This is a genomic window from Aeromicrobium terrae (assembly GCF_008039565.1).
Taxonomy (GTDB): domain Bacteria; phylum Actinomycetota; class Actinomycetes; order Propionibacteriales; family Nocardioidaceae; genus Aeromicrobium; species Aeromicrobium terrae.
Genome location: NZ_VDUX01000007.1, coordinates 73,118 through 96,950 on the forward strand (window position 1 = coordinate 73,118; position 23,833 = coordinate 96,950).

Here is a 23,833-nt window from a genome sequence, read left to right on the forward strand (position 1 = left end):
GCACCATCGTCGCGCCGGAGAGGGTCAGGCGAGGCCGGTTTGCGCCACGGGCCTCCGCTCGGCCGAGGTCACGATCCAGACGCGCTGACCGACGTCGAGACCGCGCTCGTCGGCGTGGGTGCGGGTCAGGTGGACGGTCACGTGCTCGCCGCCGGCGGTGTCGATCGTGGCCCGGACGTCGAAGCCGATCCGCTTGAGCTCGGTCAGCGTGCCCTCCACCGCGGGCCCGGCGACCGGCTGGTTGAAGACGTCGATGTCGTGCGGGCGGACGGCCGAGCCGTTCAGCGTGGTCGTGGGGCCGAGGAAGCTCATCACGAAGTCGTTGGCCGGCTGGTGGTACACCTCGTCCGGCGTGCCGACCTGCTCGACGCGACCGTGGTTGATCACCACGATCTCGTCGGCCACCTCGAGCGCCTCCTCCTGATCGTGGGTGACGAAGACGGTGGTCACCGGGATCTCGTCGTGCAGGCGGCGCAGCCAGTCGCGCAGCTCCTTGCGGACCTGGGCGTCGAGCGCGCCGAAGGGCTCGTCGAGCAGCAGCACCGACGGCTCCACCGCGAGCGCGCGGGCCAGGGCCATGCGCTGGCGCTGGCCGCCGGACAGCTGCGACGGCATCCGGTCGGCGAACTGGCTGAGGTGCACGAGCTCGAGCAGCTCCTTCACCTTGGCGTCGATGTCCGCCTTCTTGCGCTTGCGGATTTCGAGACCGAACGCGACGTTCTTGGCCACCGACATGTGCTTGAACGCGGCGTAGTGCTGGAACACGAAGCCGACGTTGCGCTTCTGCGGCGGCAGGTGGCTGGCCTCGACGCCCTCGATCTCGACGGTGCCGGAGTCGGCGGTGTCGAGGCCGGCGATGATCCGCAGGAGCGTGGACTTGCCGCCGCCCGACGGGCCGAGCAGGGCCGTGAGGTGGCCGGTGGGGAGGTCCACGGTGACGTCGTCGAGGGCGACGAAGTCGCCGAACGTCTTGGTCACGTTCGTGGCGCGGATGGACATCAGTGCTGCTCCTTCGGACGGAGGATCGCGACGACGATCAGGCAGAGCATCGCGGTGAAGGCGAGGAGGGCGGCGATCGCGTAGGCCGCCTGGTGGTCGAAGTTCTGGTACGTCTGCTCCACGGCGAGCGTCGCGGTCTGGCTCTGACCGGTGATGTTGCCGGAGACGATCTTCACCGCGCCGAACTCGCCGATGGAGCGCGCGACGGCGAGCACCAGACCGTAGACGATCGCCCAGCGGATGCCGGGCAGCGTGATGCGCCAGAACGTCTGGAAGCCGCCGGCGCCGAGGCTGCGCGCCGCCTGCTCCTGGTCGGTGCCGATCTCCTCGAGCACCGGCGTGACCTCGCGGACGACGAGGGGCAGGGCGACGAAGACGGTCGCCATGATCATGCCGGGGGTGGAGAAGATGACCTGGAAGCCCCAGGTGGCGAGGGTCGTGCCGAACCACCCGTCGCGCGCGTTGTAGACGAGCACGAGCGCGAGGCCGACGACCACCGGCGACACCGACAGTGGCACGTCGATCAGGACGGAGAGGATGCGGCGGCCCGGGAACCGGTAGCGCACGAGCAGCAGCGAGATCGCGACGCCGAACACCAGGTTGATGACGACCGCCCAGCCGGCGACGGTCACGGTGAGCGCGAGCGCGTGCTGCACGTCGGGCGAGGTCAGCGAGCTGAAGAACGTGTCGATGCCGTCCTGGAACGCGCGCTTGAACACCAGGCCGGTGGGCCAGGCGACCAGCAGCACGACGTAGGTGACGACGACGCCACGCAGCACCCAGCCTCCGGCGCCGGTCCTCCGATCAGCCCTCATGACGCCTCAGCCTCCGCTGGAGCAGGTCGAGGGCGATGATTGCCAGCAGCGCCACGACGAGCAGCACGGCGCTGACCGACGCGGCCGCGGCACGGTTGCCGTTCTCGATGTAGGTGAGCACGCGGACGGACGCGACCTCGGTGTGGTTGGGGAGGTTGCCGGACAGCAGCACGAGCGAGCCGTACTCGCTGATGCCGCGGGCGAACGAGAGCGCGGCGCCGGCGGTGATGGCCGGCACCAGCGCGGGGAGGATCACGCGCCGGAACGTCGTCACGCGGCTCGCGCCGAGCGACTGGGCGGCCTCCTCGACCTCCGGCTCGAGCGCCTCGAGCACGGGCTGCACGGTGCGCACGACGAACGGCAGCGTCACGAACGCGAGCGCGAGAAAGACCGCGAACCGGGTGTTCGCGACGTTGACGCCGACCGGGCTGTTCTGCCCGTACAGCGCCAGGAGCACGAGGCCGGCGACGATCGTCGGGAGCGCGAACGGCACGTCGACGACGATGTCGAGCGCGCGCCGGCCCCAGAACCGGTCGCGGACGAGCACCCACGCCAGCGCGGTGCCCATGACGACGTTGACCGCCGTGACCATCAGCGCCTGGGTGACGGTGAGGACGATCGCGGCGGCGGTCTGCGAGCTGGTGAGGACGTTCCAGAAGTCCGACCAGCCGTCAGCCGCCGCGGCAGCGACCACGGCGGCGAGAGGGATCAGGACGAGCAGGCTGAACCAGAGCGTCGAGATCCCGAGTGCGAGGGCGGACCCCGCCTGCAGCTGATCGGCAGCGGGAGTCCGCCGGGTGCGACCAGGTCTGAGCCTGGCCGCACCCGACGTGGCTACCACGTCAGCTCTTCCCGGACTTCGCCAGGAGCTTGGTGATGATGCCGTTCTTCTCGTCGAAGAACTTCTTGTTCGCCTCGCTCCAGCCACCGAAGTCGTCGTCGATCGTCAGCAGGGTCGTCGGCTGCGGGAACGGGTCCGACTCGCTGTTCGCGCCCTTCACCGAGACCTTGATGTCCGGGTTCAGCGGACGGAAGCCGAAGGTGGCGTAGACCTTCTGGGCCGCGTCGCTGAGCTGGTACTCCAGGAACGTCTTCGACGCCTCGCTCGCGTCCTTGGTCAGCGCGACCGGGTTCTGGATCAGCAGCGTGGTGTCCGGCACGACGTAGTCGGCGTCGAGCCCGGCCTGCTTGGCCTGGATCGCCTCGTTCTCGTAGGAGAGGAGGACGTCACCGGTGCCGCCCTGGAACGCGGTGGTCGCGTCGTGGCCGCTGCCCGGGAAGGCGACGATGTTCTTCAGCAGCTTCGTGATGAACGCGGTGGCCGAGGCGTCGCCGTCGTCCGCGCCGAGGCCCGCCGAGCCCCAGGCCGCGAGGATGTTCCACTTGGCGGAGCCGGAGGAGCCGGGGTTCGGCGAGACGATCTCGACGCCCGGCTTGGCGAGGTCGGCCCACGTCTTGAGGTTCTTCGGGTTGCCCTTGCGGACCACGAAGACCACCACGGACTGGGTGAGGATGCCCTTGTTGGCGTTGTCCTTCCAGCTGTCCGCGACGAGGCCGGCGTCGACGAGCTTCGCGACGTCGGGCTCGAGCGACAGGTGCGCCTCGTCGGCCTTCAGGCCGGCGATGACCGAGCGGGCCTGGTCGCCGGACGCGCCGTACGACTCCTTGAAGCTGATGTCCTTGCCCTCGTCGGTCTTCTTGAAGTCCGCGATGACCTTCTTGTTCGCGGTCTGCATGACCGAGAAGCCGACGATGCTGACGTTGCCCTTGGCGGAGTCGGAGTCGCCGGAGGTGTCCGCGCAGGACGCGAGGATCACCGACGCTGCCAGGAGCAGGGCTGTCACCACCGCGGGGCGACGTCGGAACGGAACGGTCCTGTGCATGGAGCTTCTCCTTGTGCTGGTGGGCGGCTGGGGGTGCCAAACCCGTCTAGATCAAGTAAAACAACTATATTGATCGACTTAGATGGTGTCTCGGGAACTGAGACATCGGTCCACGCACGCTCTGAGATAGTGGGCGCATGCGGGTGTCGACGAAGTCGGACTATGCGCTCCGGGCGCTGATCGAGATCGCCCGTTCCGACGACGTCGTCTCGGCCGAGCGCATCGCGGCGAAGCAGGACATCCCGGCGACGTTCCTCCAGGCGATCCTGGCCGACCTGCGGCGAGCCGCCATCGTCGCGAGCCAGCGCGGGCAGGCGGGCGGCTGGCGGATGGCCGCCGATCCGTCGTCCGTCGCGATCGCCGACGTCATCCGCGCCGTCGACGGTCCGCTGCTCAGCGTCTACGGCCTGCGGCCGGAGAACGTGAAGTACAACGAGTCCGCCGAGGTGCTGCAGACCGTCTGGATCGCGGCGCGCAGCAGCCTGCGCGAGGTCTTCGAGACCACCACCCTCGCCCACCTGGCCGCCGGCGACCTCCCGAAGGACGTCGTCGCGCGCACGGTCGACGAGGACGCCTGGCAGACCCGCTAGGCCCCTCGTCCTAGGCCCCGGTTGGGCCGAGCTCGGGCCCACGGGCCCTCGTCCCGGCACTGCCGGGCGGGCGACCGTGGTCGTGTTGCCGGTGCCGCGCTCCAGCCTGACGACCGGGGGGCGCCAGGACGGAGCGCGGTACTAGGCGGCTCGCGTGGACTGCAACAGCTCGTGGCGCTCGGACTCGCTGAGCCCGCCCCACACGCCGTACGGCTCCTGGACGGTGAGCGCGTGCTCGCGGCACACGTCGAGCACCGGGCACCGGGCGCACAGGGCCTTGGCGGCCTCCTCGCGGCGCACCCGCCGCAGGCCGCGCTCGGCCTCGGGGGAGAAGAAGGCGTCGGGCTCGACGTCCCGGCACGCTCCCTCGTTCTGCCAGTCGTAAGACTCCATGATCGGCATCGGCAGCCGTTTCACGTTCACCATCGTCGACCTCTCCGTCCACCCCCGAAGGGGTTGTCGCTTGGTCCCGCCCCGAAACGTTGATCTGTTCAGCAACGTAGCGGTCCCGGCGGACGGGCGCACGGGCCGCCGATACCCTCGGTACGTGACCGAACCCCGTGTACGTACCGAGATCGAGGGCCCGATCGCGTACGTCTGGCTGAACCGGCCGGACAAGCTGAACGGCATCGAGCTCGACATGCTGCAGGGCCTGCTCGACGCCGCCGCGGCCATCAAGCGCAACCGTGACGTGCGCGTCGTGATCCTGCAGGGCGCTGGGGAGTCGTTCTGCGCGGGCCTCGACTTCGCCGCCGCCGGCAAGAAGCCGTCGCGGGTCGTCCGGTTCTTCGTGCCCAACCCGTTCCGCGGAACCAACCTGTTCCAACAGGCGCTGTGGACGTGGCGCGAGCTGCCCGTCCCGGTCATCGCGGTGACGCGCGGTCACGTGTTCGGGGGCGGCTTCCAGCTCGCCGTCGCCGCCGACTTCCGGTTCACGACCCCCGACTGCCAGTGGTCGATCCTCGAGGCCAAGTGGGGCCTCGTGCCCGACATGAGCGGCACCGTGCCGCTGTCCGAGCTCGTCCCGGCCGACGTCGCCAAGCGTCTGGTGATGACCGGCGAGGTGTTCTCCGGGCAGCAGGCCGCCGACCACGGCCTCGCCACCGGCGTCGCGGACGACCCGATGAAGCCGGCCATGGAGCTGGTGGACGCGCTGGTCGCGCGGTCGCCGGACTCGGTCTCGGCGTCGAAGAAGCTGCTCAACCGCTCCCGTCGCGGCGGGCTCCGGGGTGCGTTCGGGCGCGAGCGCCGCTACCAGCTGCGCATGTTCCGCTCGCCCAACACGAAGGTCGCCCGCAAGGCCGGAATGACCAAGACGGAGCCGAATTTCGGGCCTCGTCGATTCCGTTAGGGTTGCCGGGTGACGGACGAGAAGCCCAGCAAGAAGGTCGCCGACCAGTACGACCGGGGGTACGACTACACCAAGTACTGGGACAACCGCGACTACGAGCACGCGGCCGAGGAGATCGCCATCCGGCGGCTGCTCGACGGACGCCACTTCGGCCGCGCCGCCGACGTCGGCGGCGGGTTCGGGCGCCTCTGCCTGCTGCTGCGTGAGTACGCCGACCACGTGACCCTGGCCGAGCCCAGCCTCACCCAGCTCGAGGCCGCCAAGAAGGTGCTCGCGGGCACCGACGTCGAGCAGATCCAGATGCAGGCCGACGACCTCCAGTTCGACGACGCCTCGCTCGACCTCCTCACGATGGTGCGCGTCATGCACCACATCCCCGAGCCGTCGGCGGAGTTCGCGGAGATCGCCCGCGTGCTGAAGCCGGGCGCCACCGCACTCATCGAGGTCGCCAACTACGGGCACTTCAAGAACCGCCGCCGGTACAAGAAGGAGGGCAAGCCGCTGCCCACCGAGCCGGTGAGCATCCGCACCGCGCCGGCCGACGAGCCCGACGCGATCGCGTTCGTGAACCACAACATCGACACCGTGGTCGGCCAGCTGTCGTCGGCCGGACTGCACCTCGTCGACAAGCTGTCGGTGTCGAACCTGCGCAGCGAGCGGCTGAAGAAGATGCTGCCCATGAGCGTCATGCTCGCCGCGGAGAAGGCCGCGCAGCGGCGCCTCGCCTCACGCGACTTCGGCCCGAGCATCTTCCTCGAGCTGCGCAAGAACGGTTCTTGAGCATGGGGGCACCTCCCACGAGCTCTGCGAGTGGGGGAGCGAAAGGACGTGGCTTCGACAAGCTCAACCACCTGAGAGAGCTGCTGCCGGAGTCCGTCGTCCTCACCGACCCCGACGTCGTCGAGGGGTACCGGTTCGACTGGTCGCAGGACCCGAACGCCGGGACGCCGATCGCTGTCGTGCGGGCGGAGGACGCGTCGCAGGTGCAGACCACGGTGCGGTGGGCCGCCGAGCACGGTGTGCCCGTGGTGCCGCGTGGCGCGGGCAGCGGGCTGTCCGGCGGCTCGAGCGCCGTCGACGGCGGCATCGTGCTCAGCCTGGAGAGGATGCGGGCGATCGAGATCGACACCGAGTGCCAGGTCGCGGTCGTCGAGCCGGGCGCGTTCAACCGCGAGGTGAAGCTTGCCGCCGCGGAGCACAGGCTCTGGTACCCGCCTGATCCGTCGTCGTACGAGATCTGCTCCATCGGCGGCAACATCGCCACCAACGCCGGCGGCCTGTGCTGCGTGAAGTACGGCGTCACCACCGACTACGTGCTCGGCCTCGACGTCGTGCTGGCCGACGGCCGGCTCGTCACGCTCGGCGGCAAGCGCATCAAGGACGTCGCGGGGCTGAGCCTGCTCAAGCTGTTCGTCGGATCGGAGGGCACGCTCGGCATCGTCACGCGGGCGATCCTGCGGCTGGTCCCGGAACAGGCCGCGCGGTCGACGCTCGTCGCGACGTTCCCCACGGTCGACGCCTCGGCGCGCGCGGTCGTGGCGATGCGCCGGACGCTGCGCCCGTCGATGCTCGAGCTGATGGACGCCGCGTCGATCAACGCGGTCGAGGACTATCGGCCGATGGGGCTCGACCGGAGCGCCGGTGCGCTGCTCGTCGCCCAGTCGGACGCGCCGGCGTCGGCGCGGCCGGAGGAGATCGGCCTGATGCGCGACGCGTGCACCGCCGCGGGCGCCACCGAGGTCTTCGTCACCGACGACCCGGACGAGGGCGAGCAGTTCGTCGAGGCCCGGCGCGCTGCGTTCCCGGCGATCGAGGCCCGCGGCACGCTCATGCTCGAGGACGTCGGCGCGGCCGTCCCGCTGCTGCCCGACCTGCTCGCCGCCATCGCCGCCATCGCGGCCGAGCACGACGTCGAGATCCCCGTCGTCGCGCACGCCGGCGACGGCAACACCCATCCGATCATCGTGTTCGACGAGAAGGACCCCGACTCCGTGCGCCGTGCGGCCGAGGCGTTCGCCGCCGTGATGAAGGCCGCCATCAGGCTCGGCGGCACCATCACCGGTGAGCACGGCGTGGGCCGGACCAAGAAGTCCGCCCTCCCCGACCAGCTCGGCGAGGACGTCATGGACCTGAACCGCCGGGTCAAGGAAGCCCTGGATCCGCAGGGAATTCTCAATCCCGGCGCGGTGCTCTGAGGTCTACAGTGGGGTGATCGGGGACGAGCGAGGTCCCCATGGTCGCGAAGCTGAGCTCCCTGGTCGTGAGCCTCGTGCTGGCCACCACCGCGTGCAGCAGCGGCAGCGACGAGCCGAAGGCCGCGAGCTCACCCGAGCCCGTTCCGTCGCCGACCTCCACCTACTCGAAGCTGCCGTCGCACGTTCAGCCGGCGTCGTGGGTCGCCACCGACCTCGAGGAGGCGGACGTGTTCGCCGGGAAGGACTCGATCCTGGTCGGGTCCGACACGTCGGTCGTGAGCGTCGACCCGGAGAGGGAGCGGCTGCGCTGGCGGCGTGACGTCCCGGCCTACGACGCGGTGGACGCGTTCGGCTCGGTGTGGGTGTCGGACGGCGAGGGCGGCGTGGTGCACCGGCTGGACCGCGCGACGGGGAAGATCACCGCGAAGGTCACGATCGAGGACTACCCGATCGGGCTCGCGGCCACCACCGACGAGGTGTGGGTGGCGGAGCACCACGGGGGGACGGTGGCGCGCATCGACCCGAAGACCGAGAAGGTCGCGGGCCGCGTGAAGGTCGGCACCCCAGGCAACGGCGGCCCCATGCGGGTGCTCGCCCACGACGACCGTCTCTACGTCGACATGTTCGACGACAACCGCATCGCCGAGGTCGACCCCACGAGCGCGACGGTCGTGCGCACGTTCGCCATGCCGAAGCCGTTCGTGGCGTGCGGCCCGATGCGCGTGGTCGACGACGCGCTCTGGGTGACGGGCTGCCTCGAGGTGGAGCGCGTCGCGCGGATCGACCTCGCGTCCGGGAAGGTCACCGTGAGCGACGACCTCGGCGGCTGGGCCGGTGGGTTCCTCGCGCGCGGGAGGACCCTCTGGCTGTCCGGCAAGCACACGCCACCGGACTTCACCCGCAGCGGCGGCTTCTTCGTCGCGGTCGACCCAGCCGGCCGCAAGGTCGCGAGCGTGCCCACGGACACCACCGGCTACTCATCCGTCGAGGCCTTCGGCTCGTGGTGGCTCACCACGAAGGGCGGCGTGGCCCGCTACGACCCGGCCGACCTGGAGGAGCATTCGTAGCTACGCGAGGACGAGCGCGACCTCGTCGATCTCCCCGTCGCGCGCGAGCGCGTACCCCGAGTCGTGACCGACGACCTGGAAGCCACACTTCTCGAGCACCCGGACCGAAGCGGCGTTGTCTGCGGCCGCGTGGGCGTGCATCGGGCGGGTGCCGTCCAGCTCGAGCAGCAGCGTCAGCGCGGTGGTGGCGACGCCGCGGCCCCAGTGCTGCGGGTCGATCCAGTAGGTGACCTCCCGCTCGTCCGGGTCGCCGAACGTGGCGACGTTCCCGGCGACCGCCCCGTCGGCCACGACCGTGCGCGGCAGGATGCTCGGGTCGGCCAGGATCTTCGCCCAGTGGACGTCGAAGGCGTCGCGGTCGTAGTGGTACGGCCGGGTGAAGGCGGCCATGCGCTGGGCTTCCGGGTCGCGCAGGTGGGTCCAGAAGATCGGGAGGTCGGCGGCCTCGATCTTGCGCAGCTCGATCACGACGGAATCGTGTCACGGCGCTCTGACAGCGCCCGGTAGCGTCGCGGGCATGGAGATCCCCCACCGCCACCTGTTCGGCCCCGGCCCCACGAACCCGTACCCGGGGGCCACGGCGGCGTTCGCCGATCCCCTGCTCGGGCACCTCGACCCGGTGTTCCTGGAGCTGATGGACGAGACGTGCGCGATGCTCCGCCAGGTGTGGGGCACCGACAACGCCCGAACCATCCCGCTGTCGGCCACCGGCTCGGCGGGCATGGAAGCCGCGTTCGTGAACACGGTGCACGAGGGCGACGTCGTGGTGGTCGCGGTCAATGGACTCTTCGGCCAGCGCATGTGCGACGTGGCGGCCCGCTGCGGCGCCGAGGTGGTGCCGGTCGAGCACGAGTGGGGCCAGCCGGTCGACGTCGACCGCGTGCTGTCCGCCCAGCCGTCGCCGGCGATCATCGCGGCCGTGCACGCCGAGACCTCCACGGGCGTGCGCTCCGACATCGCGGCGCTCGGCGCCGACAAGGGGGACGCGCTGCTGCTCGTCGACGCGGTCACGAGCATCGCCGGCATCGAGCTGCGCGCCGACGACTGGGGCATCGACGTCGGCTACGCCGGCACGCAGAAGTGCATCGGCGTCGCGCCGGGGCTCGCGCCGTTCACGATCAACGACCGCGCGTTCGAGCGTCGGGTCGAGAAGCCGCGTTCCTGGTACCTCGACCTCGGGCTGCTCGGTGGCTACGTCGGCGAGGCGTCCGGCTCGGGCGGCCGCACCTACCACCACACGGCGCCGACGGCGATGGTCGCGAGCCTGCACGCCGGTCTCGCGCGGATCCTCGACGAGGGCCTGCCCGCCGTCTGGGAGCGGCACGCGGCTGCCGGAAAGCTGCTCCAGGACGGCCTGGAGGAGCGCGGCCTCGAGCTGTTCGCCGCCGAGGGCCACCGCCTGCCCGAGCTCACCACGGTCAAGGTGCCCGACGGCGTCGACTCGGCCACCGTCCGCAAGGCGCTGCTCGAGAAGCACAGCATCGAGATCGGTGCCGGTGCCGGTGCCTACGCGTCGTCCGTCTGGCGCATCGGCCTCATGGGCCCCAACGCCACGCCGGAGTCCGTCGAGCTGATCCTCGCGGCCCTCGACGACGTGCTCGCCTAGAGCACGTCGAGCCGCTTGAGCACGGCGCGGACGTGCTTGAGGGCACTCTTCTCGGCGAGGCCGGTGGTGTCGTCGAAGTAGAGGCCGTCGCCGATGAGCTGGATGGTGCGGGCGAGGGCCTCGTCGCCGAGGTGCTCGCGCAGGACGGCGAACCAGCCGTCGCGGAGGTCGGCCAGCGCGGCGCCGGCGCGCGAGTCGTTCTCCTGCGCGATGCGGGCGGCGGCGGTGAGGGCGCGGTCGAAGTCGCTGCCGTTGTTCACCGACGTCTCGAGGTAGTAGGCGACGGGCCCGTTCTTCGCAGCCGCCATCCGCTCGGCGTCGGCCGCCCCCATCTCGCGGAGCCGCTCGAGCATGGCGTCGACGAGCTCGTCCTTGCTCGGGAAGTGGTAGAGCAGGCCGCCCTTGGAGACGTCGGCCTCGGCGGCGACGGCGTCGAGAGTGGCGGCCCGGCTGCCGGCGGTGACGAGCAGCGTCTCGAAGGCGTCGAGCAGCCGGTCACGCGTCGATCGCTCCGTGGCCGGCATGCGGTGAGCATAGCGTCCGAGATCACAGTGGTCGGCGTTTGAACTGTACCGTCTGGACGGTATAGTTGAGCGGGTGACCTTGATCGACGTTCGCCCGCACCGGGCCGGTCCCCGCGAGTGGCTCGCCCTCGCGGTCATCGTGCTGCCCGTGCTGCTGACGTCCATCGACAACACGGTGCTCACGTTCGCGTTGCCGCAGGTCAGCGTCGCCCTGCGTCCCACCGGCGAGCAGCTGATGTGGCTCGTCGACATCTATCCGCTGATGCTCGCCGGCCTGCTCGTGGCCGCCGGCAGCCTCGGTGACCGCATCGGCCGTCGCCGCCTCCTGCTCATCGGCGCCACCGGCTTCGGCGCCGCGTCGGTGCTCGCCGCGTTCAGCCCGTCCGCCGAGGCGCTGCTGGGCGCCCGCGCGCTGCTCGGCGTCTTCGGCGCGACGCTCATGCCGTCGACGCTCTCGCTCATCCGCACGGTCTTCGCTCATCGCGCAGACCGACGCGTCGCCGTGGCCGTCTGGGCTGCGACGTTCGCCGGCGGCTCCGCCCTCGGCCCGGTCGTCGGCGGCTACCTGCTCGAGCACTTCTGGTGGGGCTCGGTGTTCCTGGTCAACGTGCCGATCATCGTGGTCTTCCTCGCGACGGCCGTCCTGCTCGTGCCCGAGTCGCGCGACCCGAACCCCGGCCGCATCGACGTCCCCGGGATCGTCTGGTCGATGACGGCGATGCTGCCGTTCGTCTACGGCATCAAGCAGATCGCCGAGCACGGCGTCGGCCAGCACGTGCTGATGGCGCTCGGGATCAGTGCGGTCGGCGGCGCGCTCTTCGTGCACCGCCAGGCCACCGCGGCCAACCCGCTGATCGACCTGTCGCTGTTCTCCGACCGCGTCTTCACCGGTGCGATCGTCGCGAACCTGCTCAGCCTGATGGGCTACGCAGGCTTCCTGTTCTTCGCGGCGCAGTTCCTGCAGCTCGTCGCCGGCCTGAGCCCGATGTCGGCGGCCGCGGTGCTGGTGCCCGGGCTGCTGGTGACGATCGTCGCCGGCCTCGTCGTCGTGCGCATCGTCCGGCACGCACCGGTGCGCGTCGTGGTGAGCGTGAGCTTCGGCCTCTCGGCCGCCGGCTACGCGATCGCCGCGATCGGCACGCCCACGGTCTGGACGGTGATGATCGCGTTCGCCGTCATGGGCCTGGGCATCGGCTTCGCCGAGACGCTCACCAACGACGTGATGCTGTCCAGCGTCCCGGTCGACCGGGCCGGCGCCGCGTCGGCTATCTCCGAGACCGCCTACGAGATCGGCGCCGTGCTGGGCACCGCCGTGCTCGGCAGCGTCCTGACGATGACGTACCGCGAGCAGCTGACCATTCCGGCGGTGGCGCGCTTCGGCAGCCACGACTCCGCGTTCGAGACGCTCGGCGGCACGATGGAGCAGGCGAAGAACTTCCCGAACTCGCTTGGCGACGAGCTGATCGGGTCCGCCCACCAGGCGTTCGACCTCGCGGTGCAGACCACGTCGGCGGTGGCGATCCTGGTCGCCCTCGGCGCCGCGGTCGTCAGCTGGCGGACGTTGCGTGGTGCATCCGTCGACTGATCCGATCTAGTCTCGGACGGTGCGCCGCCTCGTCGTCCTGCTCCTCCTCGCCACCGCACTCACCTCGTGCGGTGGCGACGACACCGTCGACGTCCCGAAGGGCGTCACCGTCCGGCTTGAGCAGGTGCGCCAGGACCTGCAGAACCGGAAGTTCTCGGTGCAGGTCGTCAACCACGGCACGACGTCGATCACCGTGGAGAAGGCGCGGCTCGAGTCCGGCCGGCTGCCCAAGGCGGCCGTCTACACCGGACCGGCGGTCATCGAGCCGGGCACGGAGGTGAACCTCACGACGGAGATGCCACCCGCCCGCTGCGGTCGCGGCCTCGACGCGACGGTGCGCCTCACGTACTCCGTCGACGACGGCAAGACCGTCGAGTCGACCGTGAAGCCGACCGATCACTTCGGCAGCGTCGGCCGGTTCATGAAGCGCGACTGCGCGGCCCGCACGCTCGGGAAGCTCGTGATCGATGACCGGCTGACCGTGCGGGGAAAGGGCAAGAACGCGACGATCTCCGTCGGCTTCACCGTCACCCCGCCGGCGAAGGGCGACCCCGTCCACCTCGTCCGCGTCGACGGCTCCACGCTGCTGGCGCCGGAGAGCGATGCCGCCACGACGATCGACCGGACCACCGAGCCCGGAGGCGAGCCGCTGCACGCCGAGGTCACGTTCATCCCGAACCGGTGCGACGTCCACGTCGTCGCCGAGGACCGCACCGGCGGCATCGTGCCGCTGCGACTGGAGTCCAAGGCGTTCGGGTCGTCGCCGATCTACCTGCGCTTCAAGGAGCCGCAGAAGGCGCAGATCTTCGACTACCTGGCCGAGCGCTGCGGCTTCGGCAAGGTGCAGGACCCGCTCAACGCGCCCTGATCCGATCCGAGTGACACCCGCCACGACCGGTGCGACGATGACGCCATGGTCCGGTGGTTCACCGTCTTCATGCTCCTCGTCATCGCGGGGATGGCCACCTCGCTCGCCTTCGCGTTCAAGGCCGCCTGGATCATCGCCGTGCCGCTGGTGTTCTTCGCCGTCCTCGGCGTCTACGACGTCGTGCAGAAGCGGCACAGCATCCTGCGCAACTACCCGGTCCTCGGGCACGCGCGGTTCCTGCTCGAGCACATCCGGCCCGAGATCCAGCAGTACTTCATCGAGGCGAACACCGAGGGCAAGCCGTTCGACCGCGAGGTGCGCGACCTCGTCTACGACCGCGCCAAGGGCAACCACGGCGAGGAGCCCTTCGGCACCAAGCGCGACGTCACGGCCGTCGGCTACGAGTTCGTGGCTCACTCGCTGCGGGCCAAGCCGAAGCCCGACGGAGGAGCGCCGCGCGTCCGAGTGGGCGGGCCGCACTGCACGAAGCCGTACGACATCGCGCTGCTGAACGTCTCGGCGATGAGCTTCGGGTCGCTGTCCGGCAACGCGATCCAGGCGCTGAACGGCGGCGCCGCGCTCGGCGGGTTCGCGCACGACACCGGCGAGGGCTCGATCAGCAAGCACCACACCCGGTTCGGCGGCGACCTGATCATGGAGGTCGCGTCGGGCTACTTCGGCTGCCGTACCGAGGACGGCCACTTCGACCCGGACCGGTTCGCCGAGCGGGCGACGCTCGACCAGGTGAAGGCCATCAACATCAAGCTGTCGCAGGGCGCGAAGCCCGGGCTCGGCGGCTTGCTCCCGGGGTCGAAGGTGAACGCCGAGGTGGCCGAGGCGCGCGGCGTACCGATCGGCCAGACCGTCATCTCCCCGCCGGCGCACAACGCCTTCGACTCGCCGCTCGGGCTGATCGACTTCATCCAGCAGCTGCGCGAGCTCAGCGGCGGCAAGCCCGTCGGGTTCAAGCTCTGCATCGGCTCGCGTCGCGAGTTCCTGGCCATCTGCAAGGCGATGATCGAGACCGGCAACGGGCCGGACTTCATCATCGTCGACGGGTCGGAGGGCGGCACCGGTGCCGGACCCGTCGAGTTCGAGGACAACGTCGGGATGCCGCTGACCGAGGGCCTGATGTTCGTGCACAACTCGCTCGTCGGCTGCGGGCTGCGGGAGAACGTGAAGATCGGCGTGAGCGGCAAGGTCGCCACCGGCATCGACATCGTCAAGCGCATCTGCCAGGGCGCCGACTTCACCCTCGCGGCCAGGGCGATGATGTTCGCCGTCGGCTGCATCCAGGCGCAGACGTGCCACACCAACACGTGCCCGGTCGGCGTCGCGACGCAGGACCCGTGGCGCTCGCGCGCCCTCGTCGTCGAGGACAAGCGGCACCGGGTCCACCAGTTCCAGGAGAAGACGGTGAACAGCGCGATGCAGATCGTCGCGTCGATGGGCCTGGACTCGTTCGACCAGCTCAATCCGCGCAAGCTGTTCCGCCGCGTCGACCCGCAGGTCACGAAGACGTACTACGACCTGTTCGAGTGGCTCGAGCCCGACCAGCTACTGTCCGACGTCCCGGAGCACTGGCGGCGCGACTGGAAGGCCGCGTCACCCAAGACGTTCGACCCTGTCTAGGCGCCAGCGAGCTTCGCCGCCTCGCCGCCGGTGGCGCCGAGGCTCGTGCCGAGCTGCTCGAGCGCCTTGCCGACGGTGCTGAGGACGGCGGACACCTCGTCGAGGTTCCCAGCCAGCGCGTCGAGGTTGGCCTTGGTGTCGCCGAGCGCGTGGGCGGCCGACGCCAGCTCCTTCGCCGGCCCGCTCATCAGCGGCACCTTCGCGACGTCGTCCGCCGCGTCGCCGACGAGCTTCGCGATGACCGTCAGGCTCGTCGAGATCGACGCCATCGCCTTGGTCCCGTCGCTCAGCCGCCCGGTGGCACCAGACGCCCCGGTGAGCGCAGTGCCGGCGTTCGATGCGTGCTTGCCCGACTCCGCGAGCCCGGTGGCGAGCACCTTGAGCAGCGCCGGCAGCTCCGCCGCCAGCTGCGCGCTGACCATCAGGTCGTCCTTGCGGCTGAGGACGAAGTCCACGACCTCCTGAAGCCGCTTCACGTCCGTCCCCGCCCCGAGGATCTTGCCCAGGTCCACCATCCCCGGAGTCTAGGGGGCAGAGAGGGAGCGCTGGGCCATGTCGGCCAGGAGCCGGCGCATCGCCGGGGCGCTGATGCGGGCGCTGTGCGGCGTGGAGTTGAGCAGGCCGAACGTCGCCTGGACGGCGGCGCGGGCGGTGGGGTGGTCGAGCGCCGGGCGGAGGGCGCGGACGGTGTCGACCCAGACGTCGATGTACTCCAGCTGTGCCGCGCGGACGGCCTTGCGAGCCGTTGCCTGGAGGTTGGGCCACTCGCGGTCCTGGAGCAGGATCACCGACGGGTGGGTGACGGCGAACTCGACGTGCCAGTCGATGAGCGCCGCGAGCGCCTCCTCCGGCGACGCCGCGGCCTTCGCCCGCTTGGTCCCCTCCTTGAGCAGCGTCTCGCTGATGTCGGTGAGCGACGCGGCCAGCAGCTCGTCCTTGTTGCGGAAGTGCTTGTAGAGCGCCGGGCCGCTGATGCCGCAGGCCGAGCCGATCTCGTGCACGGTGACGCCGTGGAAGCCGCGGGCCGCGAACAGCTCGGCCGCGGTGTCGAGGATCTGCTGACGACGCTGGGTCACAGGACGAGTGTATCCACAAGTTAACGATCGTTAACCGTGAATGCTAGCCTTGCCCGCATGAAGGAACTGGTCGACGAGCTCCGCGAGCGGCTCGACGTCGTGCGACAGGGTGGCAGCCAACAGTCCCGCGATCGCCACGTCTCGCGCGGCAAGCTGCTCCCGCGCGACCGGGTCGACCACCTCCTCGACCCCGGCTCGCCCTTCCTCGAGATCGCCCCTCTCGCGGCGTGGGACATGTACGGCGGCGAGGTGCCGAGCGCCGGCATCATCACCGGCATCGGCCGCGTCTCCGGGCGCGACTGCATGATCGTCGCCAACGACGCCACGGTGAAGGGCGGCACGTACTACCCGCTCACCGTCAAGAAGCACCTCCGCGCGCAGACCATCGCCAAGCAGAACAACCTGCACTGCATCTACCTCGTCGACTCCGGCGGCGCGTTCCTGCCGATGCAGGACGAGGTCTTCCCCGACCGTCACCACTTCGGGCGCATCTTCTTCAACCAGGCACAGATGTCGGCGGCCGGCATCGGGCAGGTCGCGGCCGTCATGGGCTCGTGCACGGCCGGCGGTGCCTACGTCCCGGCGATGAGCGACGAGACCGTCATCGTGAAGGGCCAGGGCACGATCTTCCTCGGCGGCCCGCCGCTGGTGAAGGCGGCCACGGGCGAGGAGGTCTCGGCCGAGGACCTCGGCGGCGGCGACGTCCACGCGCGCCAGTCCGGCGTTGTCGACCACCTCGCCGACGACGACGACCACGCGTTGCAGATCGTCCGCTCCATCGTCGACACCTTCGAGCGGCCCACCCCGTCGAGCATCCACGTCCACCCGGTCGAGGAGCCCGCTGAGGACCCGGCCGGCATCTACGACGTGGTGCCGTCCGACCCGCGTCAGCCGTACGACGTCCGCGAGGTCATCCGCCGCATCGTCGACGGCTCGCGCATGCACGAGTTCAAGCCGCTCTACGGCGACACCCTGGTCTGCGGCTTCGCGCGCATCTGGGGCCACCCGGTCGCGATCATCGCCAACAACGGGATCCTGTTCAGCGAGTCGGCGCTCAAGGGCGCGCACTTCATCGAGCTGGCCAACCAGCGCGGCATCCCGCTGGTGTTCCTGCAGAACATCACCGGCTTCATGGTCGGCCGCGAGTACGAGAACCGCGGCATCGCCAAGGACGGCGCCAAGCTCGTCACGGCGGTCACGTCGTCGGTGGTGCCGAAGTTCACCGTCGTCATCGGCGGCTCGTACGGCGCCGGCAACTACGGCATGTGCGGCCGCGCCTACGACCCGCGCTTCCTCTGGGCCTGGCCCAACGCCCGCATCTCGGTGATGGGCGGCGAGCAGGCGGCTTCCGTGCTGGCCACCGTGCGTCGCGACGCGATGGCGGCCCGCGGCGAGGAGTGGTCGGAGGAGGACGAGGCCGCGTTCCGCGCACCGATCCTCGAGCAGTACGAGGAGCAGGGCTCGGCGTACTACTCCACGGCCCGGCTCTGGGACGACGGGATCATCGACCCCGTCGACACCCGCCGCGTCCTCGCCCTCGGTCTCGCCGCCGCGACCCACGCCCCGATCCCGATGCCGCAGTTCGGCGTCTTCCGGATGTAGCCGATGAGCTTCTCCTCCGTCCTGATCGCGAACCGCGGCGAGATCGCCCGGCGGGTGATCCGCGCGTGCTCCGAGCGCGGGCTGCGCAGCATCGCCGTCTACTCCGAGGCCGACGCCGACGCGGCGTTCGTCCGTGAGGCTGACCATGCCGTGCTCATCGGGCCCGCGTCGCCGCTGCACTCCTACCTCGACGTCGAGCGCATCCTCGCCGCCGCCAAGGAGTCCGGCGCCGAGGCCGTGCACCCGGGCTACGGGTTCCTGTCCGAGCGGGCCGACTTCGCCCGCGCGGTCGCGGACGCCGGGCTGGTGTGGATCGGTCCGTCGGCCGACGTCATCGAGGTGATGGGACGCAAGGACCGCGCCCGTGAGCTCGCCGAGCGCGCCGGCGTCCCGGTCACCGCGCGCTTCGACGAGGGCGACGTCCCCGCCGATGCCTACCCGGTGCTGGTCAAGGCCGCGGCCGGTGGTGGCGGCAAGGGCATGCATGTGGTGCGCGACCCCGCCGACCTCGAGGCGGCCATCGCCACCGCCCGTCGCGAGGCGTCGTCGGCGTTCGGCGACGACACCCTGCTCATCGAGACCTACGTCGAGCGCGGCAAGCACGTCGAGGTGCAGGTGCTCGCCGACGCCGCCGGCAACGTCGTCGCGCTCGCCGATCGCGACTGCTCGGCCCAGCGGCGCCACCAGAAGATCGTCGAGGAGGCGCCCGCGCCGTTCCTCGACGCGTCCGTGCATGCCAAGCTCCGTGACGCGTCCATCGCGCTGTGCAAGGAGGTCGGCTACACCAACGCGGGCACCGTCGAGTACCTCGTCACCCCGGACGGCAACGCCTACTTCCTGGAGATGAACACCCGCCTGCAGGTCGAGCACCCGGTCACCGAGGAGGTCACCGGCATCGACCTCGTGCAGGCACAGCTCGACGTCGCCGCGGGCCGATCGCTGCAGGTCACGCAGGACGAGGTGGAGGTGCGCGGCCACGCCATCGAGGTGCGCGTCTACGCCGAGGACCCCTACGCCGGGTTCCTGCCGCAGTCCGGAACGATCGACGGACTCGTCTGGCCCGACGACGCCCGCATCGAGGCCGCCTTCGACGGCCCCGGCGTCGTCACCACGTCCTACGACCCGATGGTGGCCAAGATCATCGTGCACGGCGCCGACCGCGAGGCCGCCCGGCTCCGCCTGATCGACGCGCTTGACGAGGCCGCCGTGTTCGGGCTGGTCACCAACCTGGGCTTCGCGCGCCGGCTGGTGGCGTCGCCGGAGTTCGCGGCCGGGGAGGTGCACACCAGCTGGCTCGACGGCGACGAGGCCGCCGCCCTGCTCGAGCCGCCCCCGCTCCCGGTGGAGGCCATGCGGGTGGCGGCCGACGTCCTCGCCGCCGGCCCGGCCGACCCGTCGCCCTTCGCGCTCGCCGACGGCTGGCGCTCGGCCGGCCCGTCGGCAGCCCGGCGCGTCGCGCTGATGGATCTCGACGGCGTCAGCCACTGGGTCGACGCGGTCGTCGAGACGCCGCACGCGCTCTGGCACAAGCACGCGTCGGGTGCCGTCACCGTCGTCTGGCAGGGCCAGCCGTGGGTGCTCACCCCGCCCGACCCGATGCGCCAGGGCCGCGACCACAGCCTCGCCGGCGACGCCGAGGTCACCGCCCCGATGCCGGGGACTGTCCTGTCCATCGATGTCGTGCAGGGCGACACCGTCACGGCCGGTCAGCGGCTCGGCACCGTCGAGGCCATGAAGATGGAGCTCGCGCTCACCGCGCCGCACGACGGCGTCGTCACCGAGGTCGAGGCCAAGACCGGCGACCAGGTGAAGCTCGGCCAGCACCTCCTGACCGTCGAGGCGAGCGAGTCGTGACCCTGCCCGCCGTCGTCCCCGATCCGTCGTTCCCGGACCGCGTCACGATCTACGAGGTCGGCCCGCGCGACGGCCTGCAGAACGAGAGCGCGATCGTCCCGGTCGAGGTGAAGGCCGAGTTCGTGCACCGGCTCGCCGCCGCCGGGCTGCCGATCGTCGAGGCCACCAGCTTCGTCCACCCGAAGTGGGTGCCGCAGCTCGCCGACGCCGAGGAGCTCCTGACGTTCCTCGACCTCGCCGACGCCAGCGTGCCGCTGCCCGTGCTCGTCCCCAACGAGCGCGGCCTCGACCGCGCGCTCGCCGCCGGCTGCACTCACGTCGCGATCTTCGGCAGCGCCACGGAGACGTTCGCGCAGAAGAACCTGAACAGCACGCTCGACGGCCAGTACGCGATGTTCGAGCCGGTCGTGAAGCGCGCGCTCGAGGCGGGCCTCGACGTCCGCGCCTACGTCTCCATGTGCTTCGGCGACCCGTGGGAGGGCGAGGTGCCGATCGACCAGGTCGTCGACGCCGGCCGCCGCCTGCTCGACATGGGCGCCACGCAGCTCTCGCTCGGCGACACCATCGGCGTCGGCACCGCCGCGCACGTCGGCGCGCTGATCGACGCGTTCGGCGCCGCGGGCGTCGGCGTCGACCGGCTCGCCATGCACTTCCACGACACCTACGGCCAGGCGCTCGCCAACGCGCACGCCGCGCTGCGGCACGGCATCACCACGTTCGACGCGTCGGCCGGCGGCCTCGGCGGCTGCCCGTACGCGGAGAGCGCCACCGGCAACCTCGCCACCGAGGACCTCGTCTGGATGCTCACCGGCCTCGGCATCGAGCACGGCGTCGACCTGAACGCCCTCGTCGCCACGAGTGTGTGGATGGCGGGGCAGCTCGGCCGTCCGTCGCCGTCGGCCGTGGTCCGAGCGCTCGGCTGAGTGATCGTTGAGCTTGTCGAAACGTCCTTTCGACACGCTCAAGGACCGTGACGGCGGTTCTTCAATTCATCCTGCGCGTAGCGGCCGATCTGCCAGGTGGCGAAGGCGTCGCTGCCGCCGCCGACGGCACCGCCGAGCAGCGGGACGCGGCGGCCGACGAGCGTCACGGCGCGACGGCCGGCGGTACGAGCCACCAGCTCCGTGGTGACCTCACGCGAGATGCGCTCGTCGATCTCCGGGTCGTGGACCGGCGACGTGGCCAGCGCCATCGGCGGCACCGGCAACGCGTTGGACTTCAGCAGGTCCTTCACCGAGTCCTCGCCGAGCATGCAGGCCAGGATCGCGTTCCGGACCCGGGGATCCTCGAGGTCGTAGCCGCGCAGGTAGGCGATGCCGGCGACGAGGTGGCACTGCACGAGCGTCACGCCGACGACGTTGGCGGGCACGGACCAGGCGAGCGTCGCGATGCCGCCGAGGTTGGTGACGAAGCCCTGGACGCCGGCCAGACCGACGTGCAGGCGCACCAGCGAGGTCACGGCCGCCTCGACGTCGCCGTTCGCGTCGACGAGCTTGGTGTCGGCGGTGGCGGCGGCCGAGCGGAGCGGGCCGATGCCGTCGATCGCGCGGTCGAGCACCGTGCGGACGTAGCCCGAGGCCACCGACGGAGCGATCCGCGTGCCGGCCTTGGTCGCCACCGTCCTGCGCACACCCATGCGGCGACCCTACGCTGAGCCCGATGTCATCAGCCGCCCACGGCCCGGCACCCCCGCCGGGCCCCGCACCCGCCCAGCCGTTCTCGGTGCTCGTCGCCTCGGACGCCTGGCGTGCGGAGGTCGATGCGTGGGTCCACGACCGCGTCGAGGAGGGCGGCCGTCGCATCACCGGGCCACTGGACCAGCGCCGCATCCGTCCGTGGTCGACGCAGATCGTGGTGCCCACGGATGCCGGGCCGCTGTGGTTCAAGGCCAACTGCCCGCCGATGGCGTTCGAGCCGGCGCTGCACGACCTCTTGGCCACGCTGACACCCGACGACGTCGACCGGCCGTTCGCGATCGACGCCGACCGCGGCTGGATGATGACCACCGACCGCGGCACGACCCTGGGCGAGAGCCACGAGCCGACGCTCGAGGACTGGCAGGCGGTGGTCACGACGACCGCGCACCTGCAGCGCGTCGCCGCCGACCACCGCGACGAGGTGCTGGCCACCGGCGTCCCGGACTGCTCGCCGTCGACCGTGCCGCACCGGTTCGACGTGCTGCTCGAGCGGTTCGCGACCCTCCCGGCCGACCACCCGACGCACACCGACGCCGACCTGGTGGCTCGCCTGACCGCCGTTCGGCCGCGCATCGTCGAGGCCGTGGAGCAGATCGACGCCTCGGCCGTGCCGTGCTCGATCCAGCACGGCGACCTCCATCCCTGGAACGTCTTCGCCGTCGGCGGATCACTCCGTGTCTTCGACTTCGGCGACGTGCAGTGGGCGCCGGTGATGGAGGCCCTGGCCGTGCCGTACGGCGTGATCGCCGACGAGGGCCGGCTGCCGTGGGAGCCCGTGCGCGACGCCTACGTGGAGCGGTGGGCCGACGTCGCCGACGCGCGCACCATGCACGCGCTCTGGGAGGCGACCGCGTTCACGCAGCCGGTCAACCGGACGCAGACGTGGTGGGACGCGATCGCCGGCGCCACCGACGATGAGGTCGCCGAGCTCGGCTCGTACCCCCTCCAGCACCTCAGCCGGGTCCTCGACGCATGACTCCGGTCGACCTCCCGCCGTCGCCGTGGGTGTTCGACCCGGCGAGCTGGCCGGCCGACGACTGCGTCGCCGTGGGCGCCGATCTCGAGCCGGCCACGATCGTCGACGCCTACCGGCACGGCGCCTTCCCGATGCCGCACGACGGCGAGCTGCTGTGGTGGTCGCCGGTGCGGCGCGGCGTCCTGGAGCCCGGCGGGATGAAGGTGTCGCGCTCGCTGCGCCGCTCGGCCCGTCGGTTCGAGATCACGGTCGACACCGCGTTTGCGCAGGTCATCGACGCGTGCGCCGACCCCCGACGGCCCGGCGCCTGGATCGACACCCGCATGCGCGACGCCTACGTCCGGCTCCACGAGCTCGGCTGGGCGCACTGCGTCGAGGCTCGCCTGGACGGCCGGCTCGTCGGCGGTCTCTACGGCCTGGCGGTCGGCGGCCTCTTCGCGGGCGAGTCGATGTTCCACTCCGAGACGGACGCCTCGAAGGTGGCGTTGCTCGCCCTCGTGGAGCGGGTCGGGCCCGATGCGTTGGTCGACGTGCAGTGGCAGACGCCGCACCTGGCGTCGCTCGGTGTCGTCGAGTGGGACCGCTCCCGGTACCTCGCTGCGCTGCCCGCGCTGGTCGACCGACCACCCCTCGACCTGCGATGACAGCGAGACGTAACCCGCCGTACGGCGGGGGGTTGCGGAGATTGTGGGCAGGCGCTCCTTAGACTGACCGACGGAATCCATCCGTTTCTCTCAAGGAGCTCTCGTGGCAATCTCACGCAGCGACCTCGTCGCGGCCCTCGCCGACAAGGCCGACACCAGCAAGACCGACGCCGACAAGGTGCTCTCGGCCTTCAGCGACATCCTGATCGATGCCGTGAACAAGGGCGAGAAGGTCTCCATCCCCGGCATCATCGCGGTCGAGCGCGTCAAGCGTGCCGCGCGCACGGGTCGCAACCCGTCCACGGGCGAGACCATCAACATCCCCGCCGGCTTCGGCGTGAAGGTCAGCGCCGGCTCGCGTCTGAAGGCTGCCGCCAAGTAAGGCACCCAAGACCAACGGCGACGCCCCCGGATTCTCCGGGGGCGCTGTCGTTCCCGGACCTAGCGGACGATCGGGCGCTGCGCGTCCTCCCAGGCGTCCATGCCGCCGTGCAGGTTCACCGCGTCGTGGCCCTGCTGCACCAGCCAGGCCGTGGCGCGCGCGGAGCGTCCGCCCACGTGGCAGACCACGAGCGTGCGGGTCTGCGGATCGAGCTCGTCGACGCGGCCCGGCAGGTCGCCGAGGGGGATGTGGAGGGCTCCGTCGATGTGGCCGGCGGCCCACTCGTGGGGCTCGCGGACGTCGAGCACGACCCACTCGTCGGTGGCCCGGATGGGCGCCTCGTCCACGCCGATGCTGGGCACGTTCACGGGAGCTCCCTGGATCTGAAACGGCCGTGGCACATGTGATCTGCGCTACGGGTGCGGCGCGGGAGTAGTCAAGAACCACTCCGCATGGTTATTTTGGACTATATGCGAGTAGCCCTCGG

General features: G+C 70.9%; 26 protein-coding genes. 15 read left to right on the forward strand and 11 right to left on the reverse strand.

Annotated features, from left to right (window positions below; translation table 11 throughout):
- Window positions 1-24 precede the first annotated feature (24 nt).
- From FHP06_RS13770 to FHP06_RS13785, 4 genes are read right to left on the reverse strand one after another with little or no spacing between them, the layout of a single operon-like run.
- A complete protein-coding gene (locus FHP06_RS13770) occupies window positions 25-999 on the reverse strand; it encodes a sulfate/molybdate ABC transporter ATP-binding protein (protein ID WP_147687372.1) in 975 nt (324 codons plus the stop codon).
- Window positions 999-1,814, reverse strand: coding sequence for a sulfate ABC transporter permease subunit (locus FHP06_RS13775; protein WP_147687373.1), 816 nt, complete (start codon window positions 1,812-1,814; stop codon window positions 999-1,001). The genes FHP06_RS13770 and FHP06_RS13775 overlap by 1 nt, the downstream gene beginning before the upstream one ends.
- Window positions 1,804-2,655 (reverse strand): sulfate ABC transporter permease subunit CysT, encoded by an 852-nt coding sequence (gene cysT / locus FHP06_RS13780; RefSeq protein WP_147687374.1) that lies wholly within the window; start codon window positions 2,653-2,655, stop codon window positions 1,804-1,806. The genes FHP06_RS13775 and cysT overlap by 11 nt, the downstream gene beginning before the upstream one ends.
- A gap of 1 nt (window position 2,656) precedes the next feature.
- On the reverse strand, window positions 2,657-3,697 hold the full coding sequence (locus tag FHP06_RS13785) for a sulfate ABC transporter substrate-binding protein (RefSeq protein WP_147687375.1): 1,041 nt from the start codon (window positions 3,695-3,697) through the stop codon (window positions 2,657-2,659).
- Window positions 3,698-3,834: 137 nt separating this feature from the next.
- On the opposite strand from FHP06_RS13785, the gene FHP06_RS13790 reads away from it, so the two are divergent.
- Window positions 3,835-4,287 (forward strand): RrF2 family transcriptional regulator, encoded by a 453-nt coding sequence (locus FHP06_RS13790; protein ID WP_147687376.1) that lies wholly within the window; start codon window positions 3,835-3,837, stop codon window positions 4,285-4,287.
- Window positions 4,288-4,428: 141 nt separating this feature from the next.
- On the opposite strand, the gene FHP06_RS13795 is transcribed toward FHP06_RS13790, so the two are convergent.
- Complete coding sequence (locus FHP06_RS13795; protein ID WP_147687377.1) at window positions 4,429-4,713, reverse strand: WhiB family transcriptional regulator; 285 nt, start codon at window positions 4,711-4,713, stop codon at window positions 4,429-4,431.
- A 121-nt stretch (window positions 4,714-4,834) separates the two neighbouring features.
- Here FHP06_RS13795 and FHP06_RS13800 point away from each other — a divergent pair, with 121 nt between their 5' ends.
- From FHP06_RS13800 to FHP06_RS13815, 4 genes are read left to right on the forward strand one after another with little or no spacing between them, the layout of a single operon-like run.
- Window positions 4,835-5,638: a crotonase/enoyl-CoA hydratase family protein gene (locus FHP06_RS13800; RefSeq protein ID WP_222706488.1), complete on the forward strand. Its 804-nt coding sequence runs from the start codon at window positions 4,835-4,837 to the stop codon at window positions 5,636-5,638.
- A gap of 9 nt (window positions 5,639-5,647) precedes the next feature.
- Entirely contained in the window at window positions 5,648-6,418 is a 771-nt protein-coding gene (locus tag FHP06_RS13805) for a class I SAM-dependent methyltransferase (RefSeq protein ID WP_147687379.1), read from the forward strand.
- 2 nt (window positions 6,419-6,420) lie between these two features.
- Window positions 6,421-7,833 carry an FAD-binding oxidoreductase gene (locus FHP06_RS13810; RefSeq protein ID WP_147687380.1) on the forward strand — a complete coding sequence of 471 codons (1,413 nt, stop codon included), beginning with the start codon at window positions 6,421-6,423 and terminating at the stop codon, window positions 7,831-7,833.
- A gap of 38 nt (window positions 7,834-7,871) precedes the next feature.
- Window positions 7,872-8,900, forward strand: coding sequence for a Vgb family protein (locus FHP06_RS13815; RefSeq protein WP_147687381.1), 1,029 nt, complete (start codon window positions 7,872-7,874; stop codon window positions 8,898-8,900).
- Here the strand turns inward: FHP06_RS13815 and FHP06_RS13820 are convergent, their stop codons facing one another.
- Window positions 8,901-9,368 (reverse strand): GNAT family N-acetyltransferase, encoded by a 468-nt coding sequence (locus FHP06_RS13820; RefSeq protein ID WP_147687382.1) that lies wholly within the window; start codon window positions 9,366-9,368, stop codon window positions 8,901-8,903.
- A 49-nt stretch (window positions 9,369-9,417) separates the two neighbouring features.
- Between FHP06_RS13820 and FHP06_RS13825 the strand changes: the two genes are divergently transcribed.
- On the forward strand, window positions 9,418-10,506 hold the full coding sequence (locus FHP06_RS13825; RefSeq protein ID WP_147687383.1) for a pyridoxal-phosphate-dependent aminotransferase family protein: 1,089 nt from the start codon (window positions 9,418-9,420) through the stop codon (window positions 10,504-10,506).
- On the opposite strand, the gene FHP06_RS13830 is transcribed toward FHP06_RS13825, so the two are convergent.
- Window positions 10,503-11,030, reverse strand: coding sequence for a TetR/AcrR family transcriptional regulator (locus FHP06_RS13830; protein WP_147687384.1), 528 nt, complete (start codon window positions 11,028-11,030; stop codon window positions 10,503-10,505). The two genes, FHP06_RS13825 and FHP06_RS13830, sit on opposite strands and share 4 nt — an antisense overlap.
- A 73-nt stretch (window positions 11,031-11,103) precedes the next feature.
- Between FHP06_RS13830 and FHP06_RS13835 the strand changes: the two genes are divergently transcribed.
- From FHP06_RS13835 to FHP06_RS13845, 3 genes are read left to right on the forward strand one after another with little or no spacing between them, the layout of a single operon-like run.
- Window positions 11,104-12,615 (forward strand): MFS transporter, encoded by a 1,512-nt coding sequence (locus tag FHP06_RS13835; protein WP_147687385.1) that lies wholly within the window; start codon window positions 11,104-11,106, stop codon window positions 12,613-12,615.
- Window positions 12,616-12,634: 19 nt separating this feature from the next.
- On the forward strand, window positions 12,635-13,483 hold the full coding sequence (locus FHP06_RS13840) for a hypothetical protein (protein ID WP_147687386.1): 849 nt from the start codon (window positions 12,635-12,637) through the stop codon (window positions 13,481-13,483).
- Between the two features lie 45 nt (window positions 13,484-13,528).
- Window positions 13,529-15,115 carry an FMN-binding glutamate synthase family protein gene (locus tag FHP06_RS13845; RefSeq protein ID WP_147687387.1) on the forward strand — a complete coding sequence of 529 codons (1,587 nt, stop codon included), beginning with the start codon at window positions 13,529-13,531 and terminating at the stop codon, window positions 15,113-15,115.
- Here the strand turns inward: FHP06_RS13845 and FHP06_RS13850 are convergent.
- Both FHP06_RS13850 and FHP06_RS13855 read right to left on the reverse strand, forming a co-directional pair.
- Window positions 15,112-15,630 carry a hypothetical protein gene (locus FHP06_RS13850; RefSeq protein ID WP_147687388.1) on the reverse strand — a complete coding sequence of 173 codons (519 nt, stop codon included), beginning with the start codon at window positions 15,628-15,630 and terminating at the stop codon, window positions 15,112-15,114. The two genes, FHP06_RS13845 and FHP06_RS13850, sit on opposite strands and share 4 nt — an antisense overlap.
- Window positions 15,631-15,639: 9 nt before the next feature.
- Window positions 15,640-16,191 carry a TetR/AcrR family transcriptional regulator gene (locus FHP06_RS13855; protein WP_147687389.1) on the reverse strand — a complete coding sequence of 184 codons (552 nt, stop codon included), beginning with the start codon at window positions 16,189-16,191 and terminating at the stop codon, window positions 15,640-15,642.
- Between the two features lie 57 nt (window positions 16,192-16,248).
- On the opposite strand from FHP06_RS13855, the gene FHP06_RS13860 reads away from it, so the two are divergent.
- From FHP06_RS13860 to FHP06_RS13870, 3 genes are read left to right on the forward strand one after another with little or no spacing between them, the layout of a single operon-like run.
- Complete coding sequence (locus FHP06_RS13860) at window positions 16,249-17,793, forward strand: carboxyl transferase domain-containing protein (protein WP_147687390.1); 1,545 nt, start codon at window positions 16,249-16,251, stop codon at window positions 17,791-17,793.
- A 3-nt stretch (window positions 17,794-17,796) separates the two neighbouring features.
- On the forward strand, window positions 17,797-19,647 hold the full coding sequence (locus FHP06_RS13865; protein ID WP_147687391.1) for an acetyl/propionyl/methylcrotonyl-CoA carboxylase subunit alpha: 1,851 nt from the start codon (window positions 17,797-17,799) through the stop codon (window positions 19,645-19,647).
- Window positions 19,644-20,570 carry a hydroxymethylglutaryl-CoA lyase gene (locus FHP06_RS13870; protein WP_147687392.1) on the forward strand — a complete coding sequence of 309 codons (927 nt, stop codon included), beginning with the start codon at window positions 19,644-19,646 and terminating at the stop codon, window positions 20,568-20,570. Before FHP06_RS13865 ends, FHP06_RS13870 begins: the two co-directional genes overlap by 4 nt.
- A gap of 38 nt (window positions 20,571-20,608) precedes the next feature.
- Here FHP06_RS13870 and FHP06_RS13875 read toward each other — a convergent pair whose 3' ends face one another.
- Window positions 20,609-21,283, reverse strand: coding sequence for an EcsC family protein (locus tag FHP06_RS13875; RefSeq protein WP_147687393.1), 675 nt, complete (start codon window positions 21,281-21,283; stop codon window positions 20,609-20,611).
- A 23-nt stretch (window positions 21,284-21,306) separates the two neighbouring features.
- Here FHP06_RS13875 and FHP06_RS13880 point away from each other — a divergent pair, with 23 nt between their 5' ends.
- From FHP06_RS13880 to FHP06_RS13890, 3 genes are all read left to right on the forward strand, one after another.
- On the forward strand, window positions 21,307-22,320 hold the full coding sequence (locus FHP06_RS13880; RefSeq protein ID WP_147687394.1) for a phosphotransferase: 1,014 nt from the start codon (window positions 21,307-21,309) through the stop codon (window positions 22,318-22,320).
- A complete protein-coding gene (aat, locus tag FHP06_RS13885; protein ID WP_147687395.1) occupies window positions 22,317-22,964 on the forward strand; it encodes a leucyl/phenylalanyl-tRNA--protein transferase in 648 nt (215 codons plus the stop codon). The genes FHP06_RS13880 and aat overlap by 4 nt, the downstream gene beginning before the upstream one ends.
- Before the next feature lie 103 nt (window positions 22,965-23,067).
- A complete protein-coding gene (locus tag FHP06_RS13890; protein WP_147687396.1) occupies window positions 23,068-23,346 on the forward strand; it encodes an HU family DNA-binding protein in 279 nt (92 codons plus the stop codon).
- Between the two features lie 59 nt (window positions 23,347-23,405).
- On the opposite strand, the gene FHP06_RS13895 is transcribed toward FHP06_RS13890, so the two are convergent.
- Window positions 23,406-23,714, reverse strand: a complete 309-nt coding sequence (locus tag FHP06_RS13895) for a rhodanese-like domain-containing protein (protein WP_230973524.1) — start codon at window positions 23,712-23,714, stop codon at window positions 23,406-23,408.
- Window positions 23,715-23,833: the final 119 nt, after the last annotated feature.

Excerpts from the sequence above, each read along its gene's own strand:
- FHP06_RS13770 (WP_147687372.1), bottom strand. The coding sequence starts at position 999 with ATGTCCATCCGCGCCACGAACGTGACCAAGACGTTCGGCGACTTCGTC.
- FHP06_RS13775 (WP_147687373.1), bottom strand. The coding sequence starts at position 1,814 with ATGAGGGCTGATCGGAGGACCGGCGCCGGAGGCTGGGTGCTGCGTGGC.
- FHP06_RS13785 (WP_147687375.1), bottom strand. The coding sequence starts at position 3,697 with ATGCACAGGACCGTTCCGTTCCGACGTCGCCCCGCGGTGGTGACAGCC.
- FHP06_RS13790 (WP_147687376.1), top strand. The coding sequence starts at position 3,835 with ATGCGGGTGTCGACGAAGTCGGACTATGCGCTCCGGGCGCTGATCGAG.
- FHP06_RS13795 (WP_147687377.1), bottom strand. The coding sequence starts at position 4,713 with ATGGTGAACGTGAAACGGCTGCCGATGCCGATCATGGAGTCTTACGAC.
- FHP06_RS13810 (WP_147687380.1), top strand. The coding sequence starts at position 6,421 with ATGGGGGCACCTCCCACGAGCTCTGCGAGTGGGGGAGCGAAAGGACGT.
- FHP06_RS13815 (WP_147687381.1), top strand. The coding sequence starts at position 7,872 with ATGGTCGCGAAGCTGAGCTCCCTGGTCGTGAGCCTCGTGCTGGCCACC.
- FHP06_RS13825 (WP_147687383.1), top strand. The coding sequence starts at position 9,418 with ATGGAGATCCCCCACCGCCACCTGTTCGGCCCCGGCCCCACGAACCCG.
- FHP06_RS13830 (WP_147687384.1), bottom strand. The coding sequence starts at position 11,030 with ATGCCGGCCACGGAGCGATCGACGCGTGACCGGCTGCTCGACGCCTTC.
- FHP06_RS13845 (WP_147687387.1), top strand. The coding sequence starts at position 13,529 with ATGGTCCGGTGGTTCACCGTCTTCATGCTCCTCGTCATCGCGGGGATG.
- FHP06_RS13850 (WP_147687388.1), bottom strand. The coding sequence starts at position 15,630 with ATGGTGGACCTGGGCAAGATCCTCGGGGCGGGGACGGACGTGAAGCGG.
- FHP06_RS13860 (WP_147687390.1), top strand. The coding sequence starts at position 16,249 with ATGAAGGAACTGGTCGACGAGCTCCGCGAGCGGCTCGACGTCGTGCGA.
- FHP06_RS13865 (WP_147687391.1), top strand. The coding sequence starts at position 17,797 with ATGAGCTTCTCCTCCGTCCTGATCGCGAACCGCGGCGAGATCGCCCGG.
- FHP06_RS13875 (WP_147687393.1), bottom strand. The coding sequence starts at position 21,283 with ATGGGTGTGCGCAGGACGGTGGCGACCAAGGCCGGCACGCGGATCGCT.
- FHP06_RS13880 (WP_147687394.1), top strand. The coding sequence starts at position 21,307 with ATGTCATCAGCCGCCCACGGCCCGGCACCCCCGCCGGGCCCCGCACCC.
- aat (WP_147687395.1), top strand. The coding sequence starts at position 22,317 with ATGACTCCGGTCGACCTCCCGCCGTCGCCGTGGGTGTTCGACCCGGCG.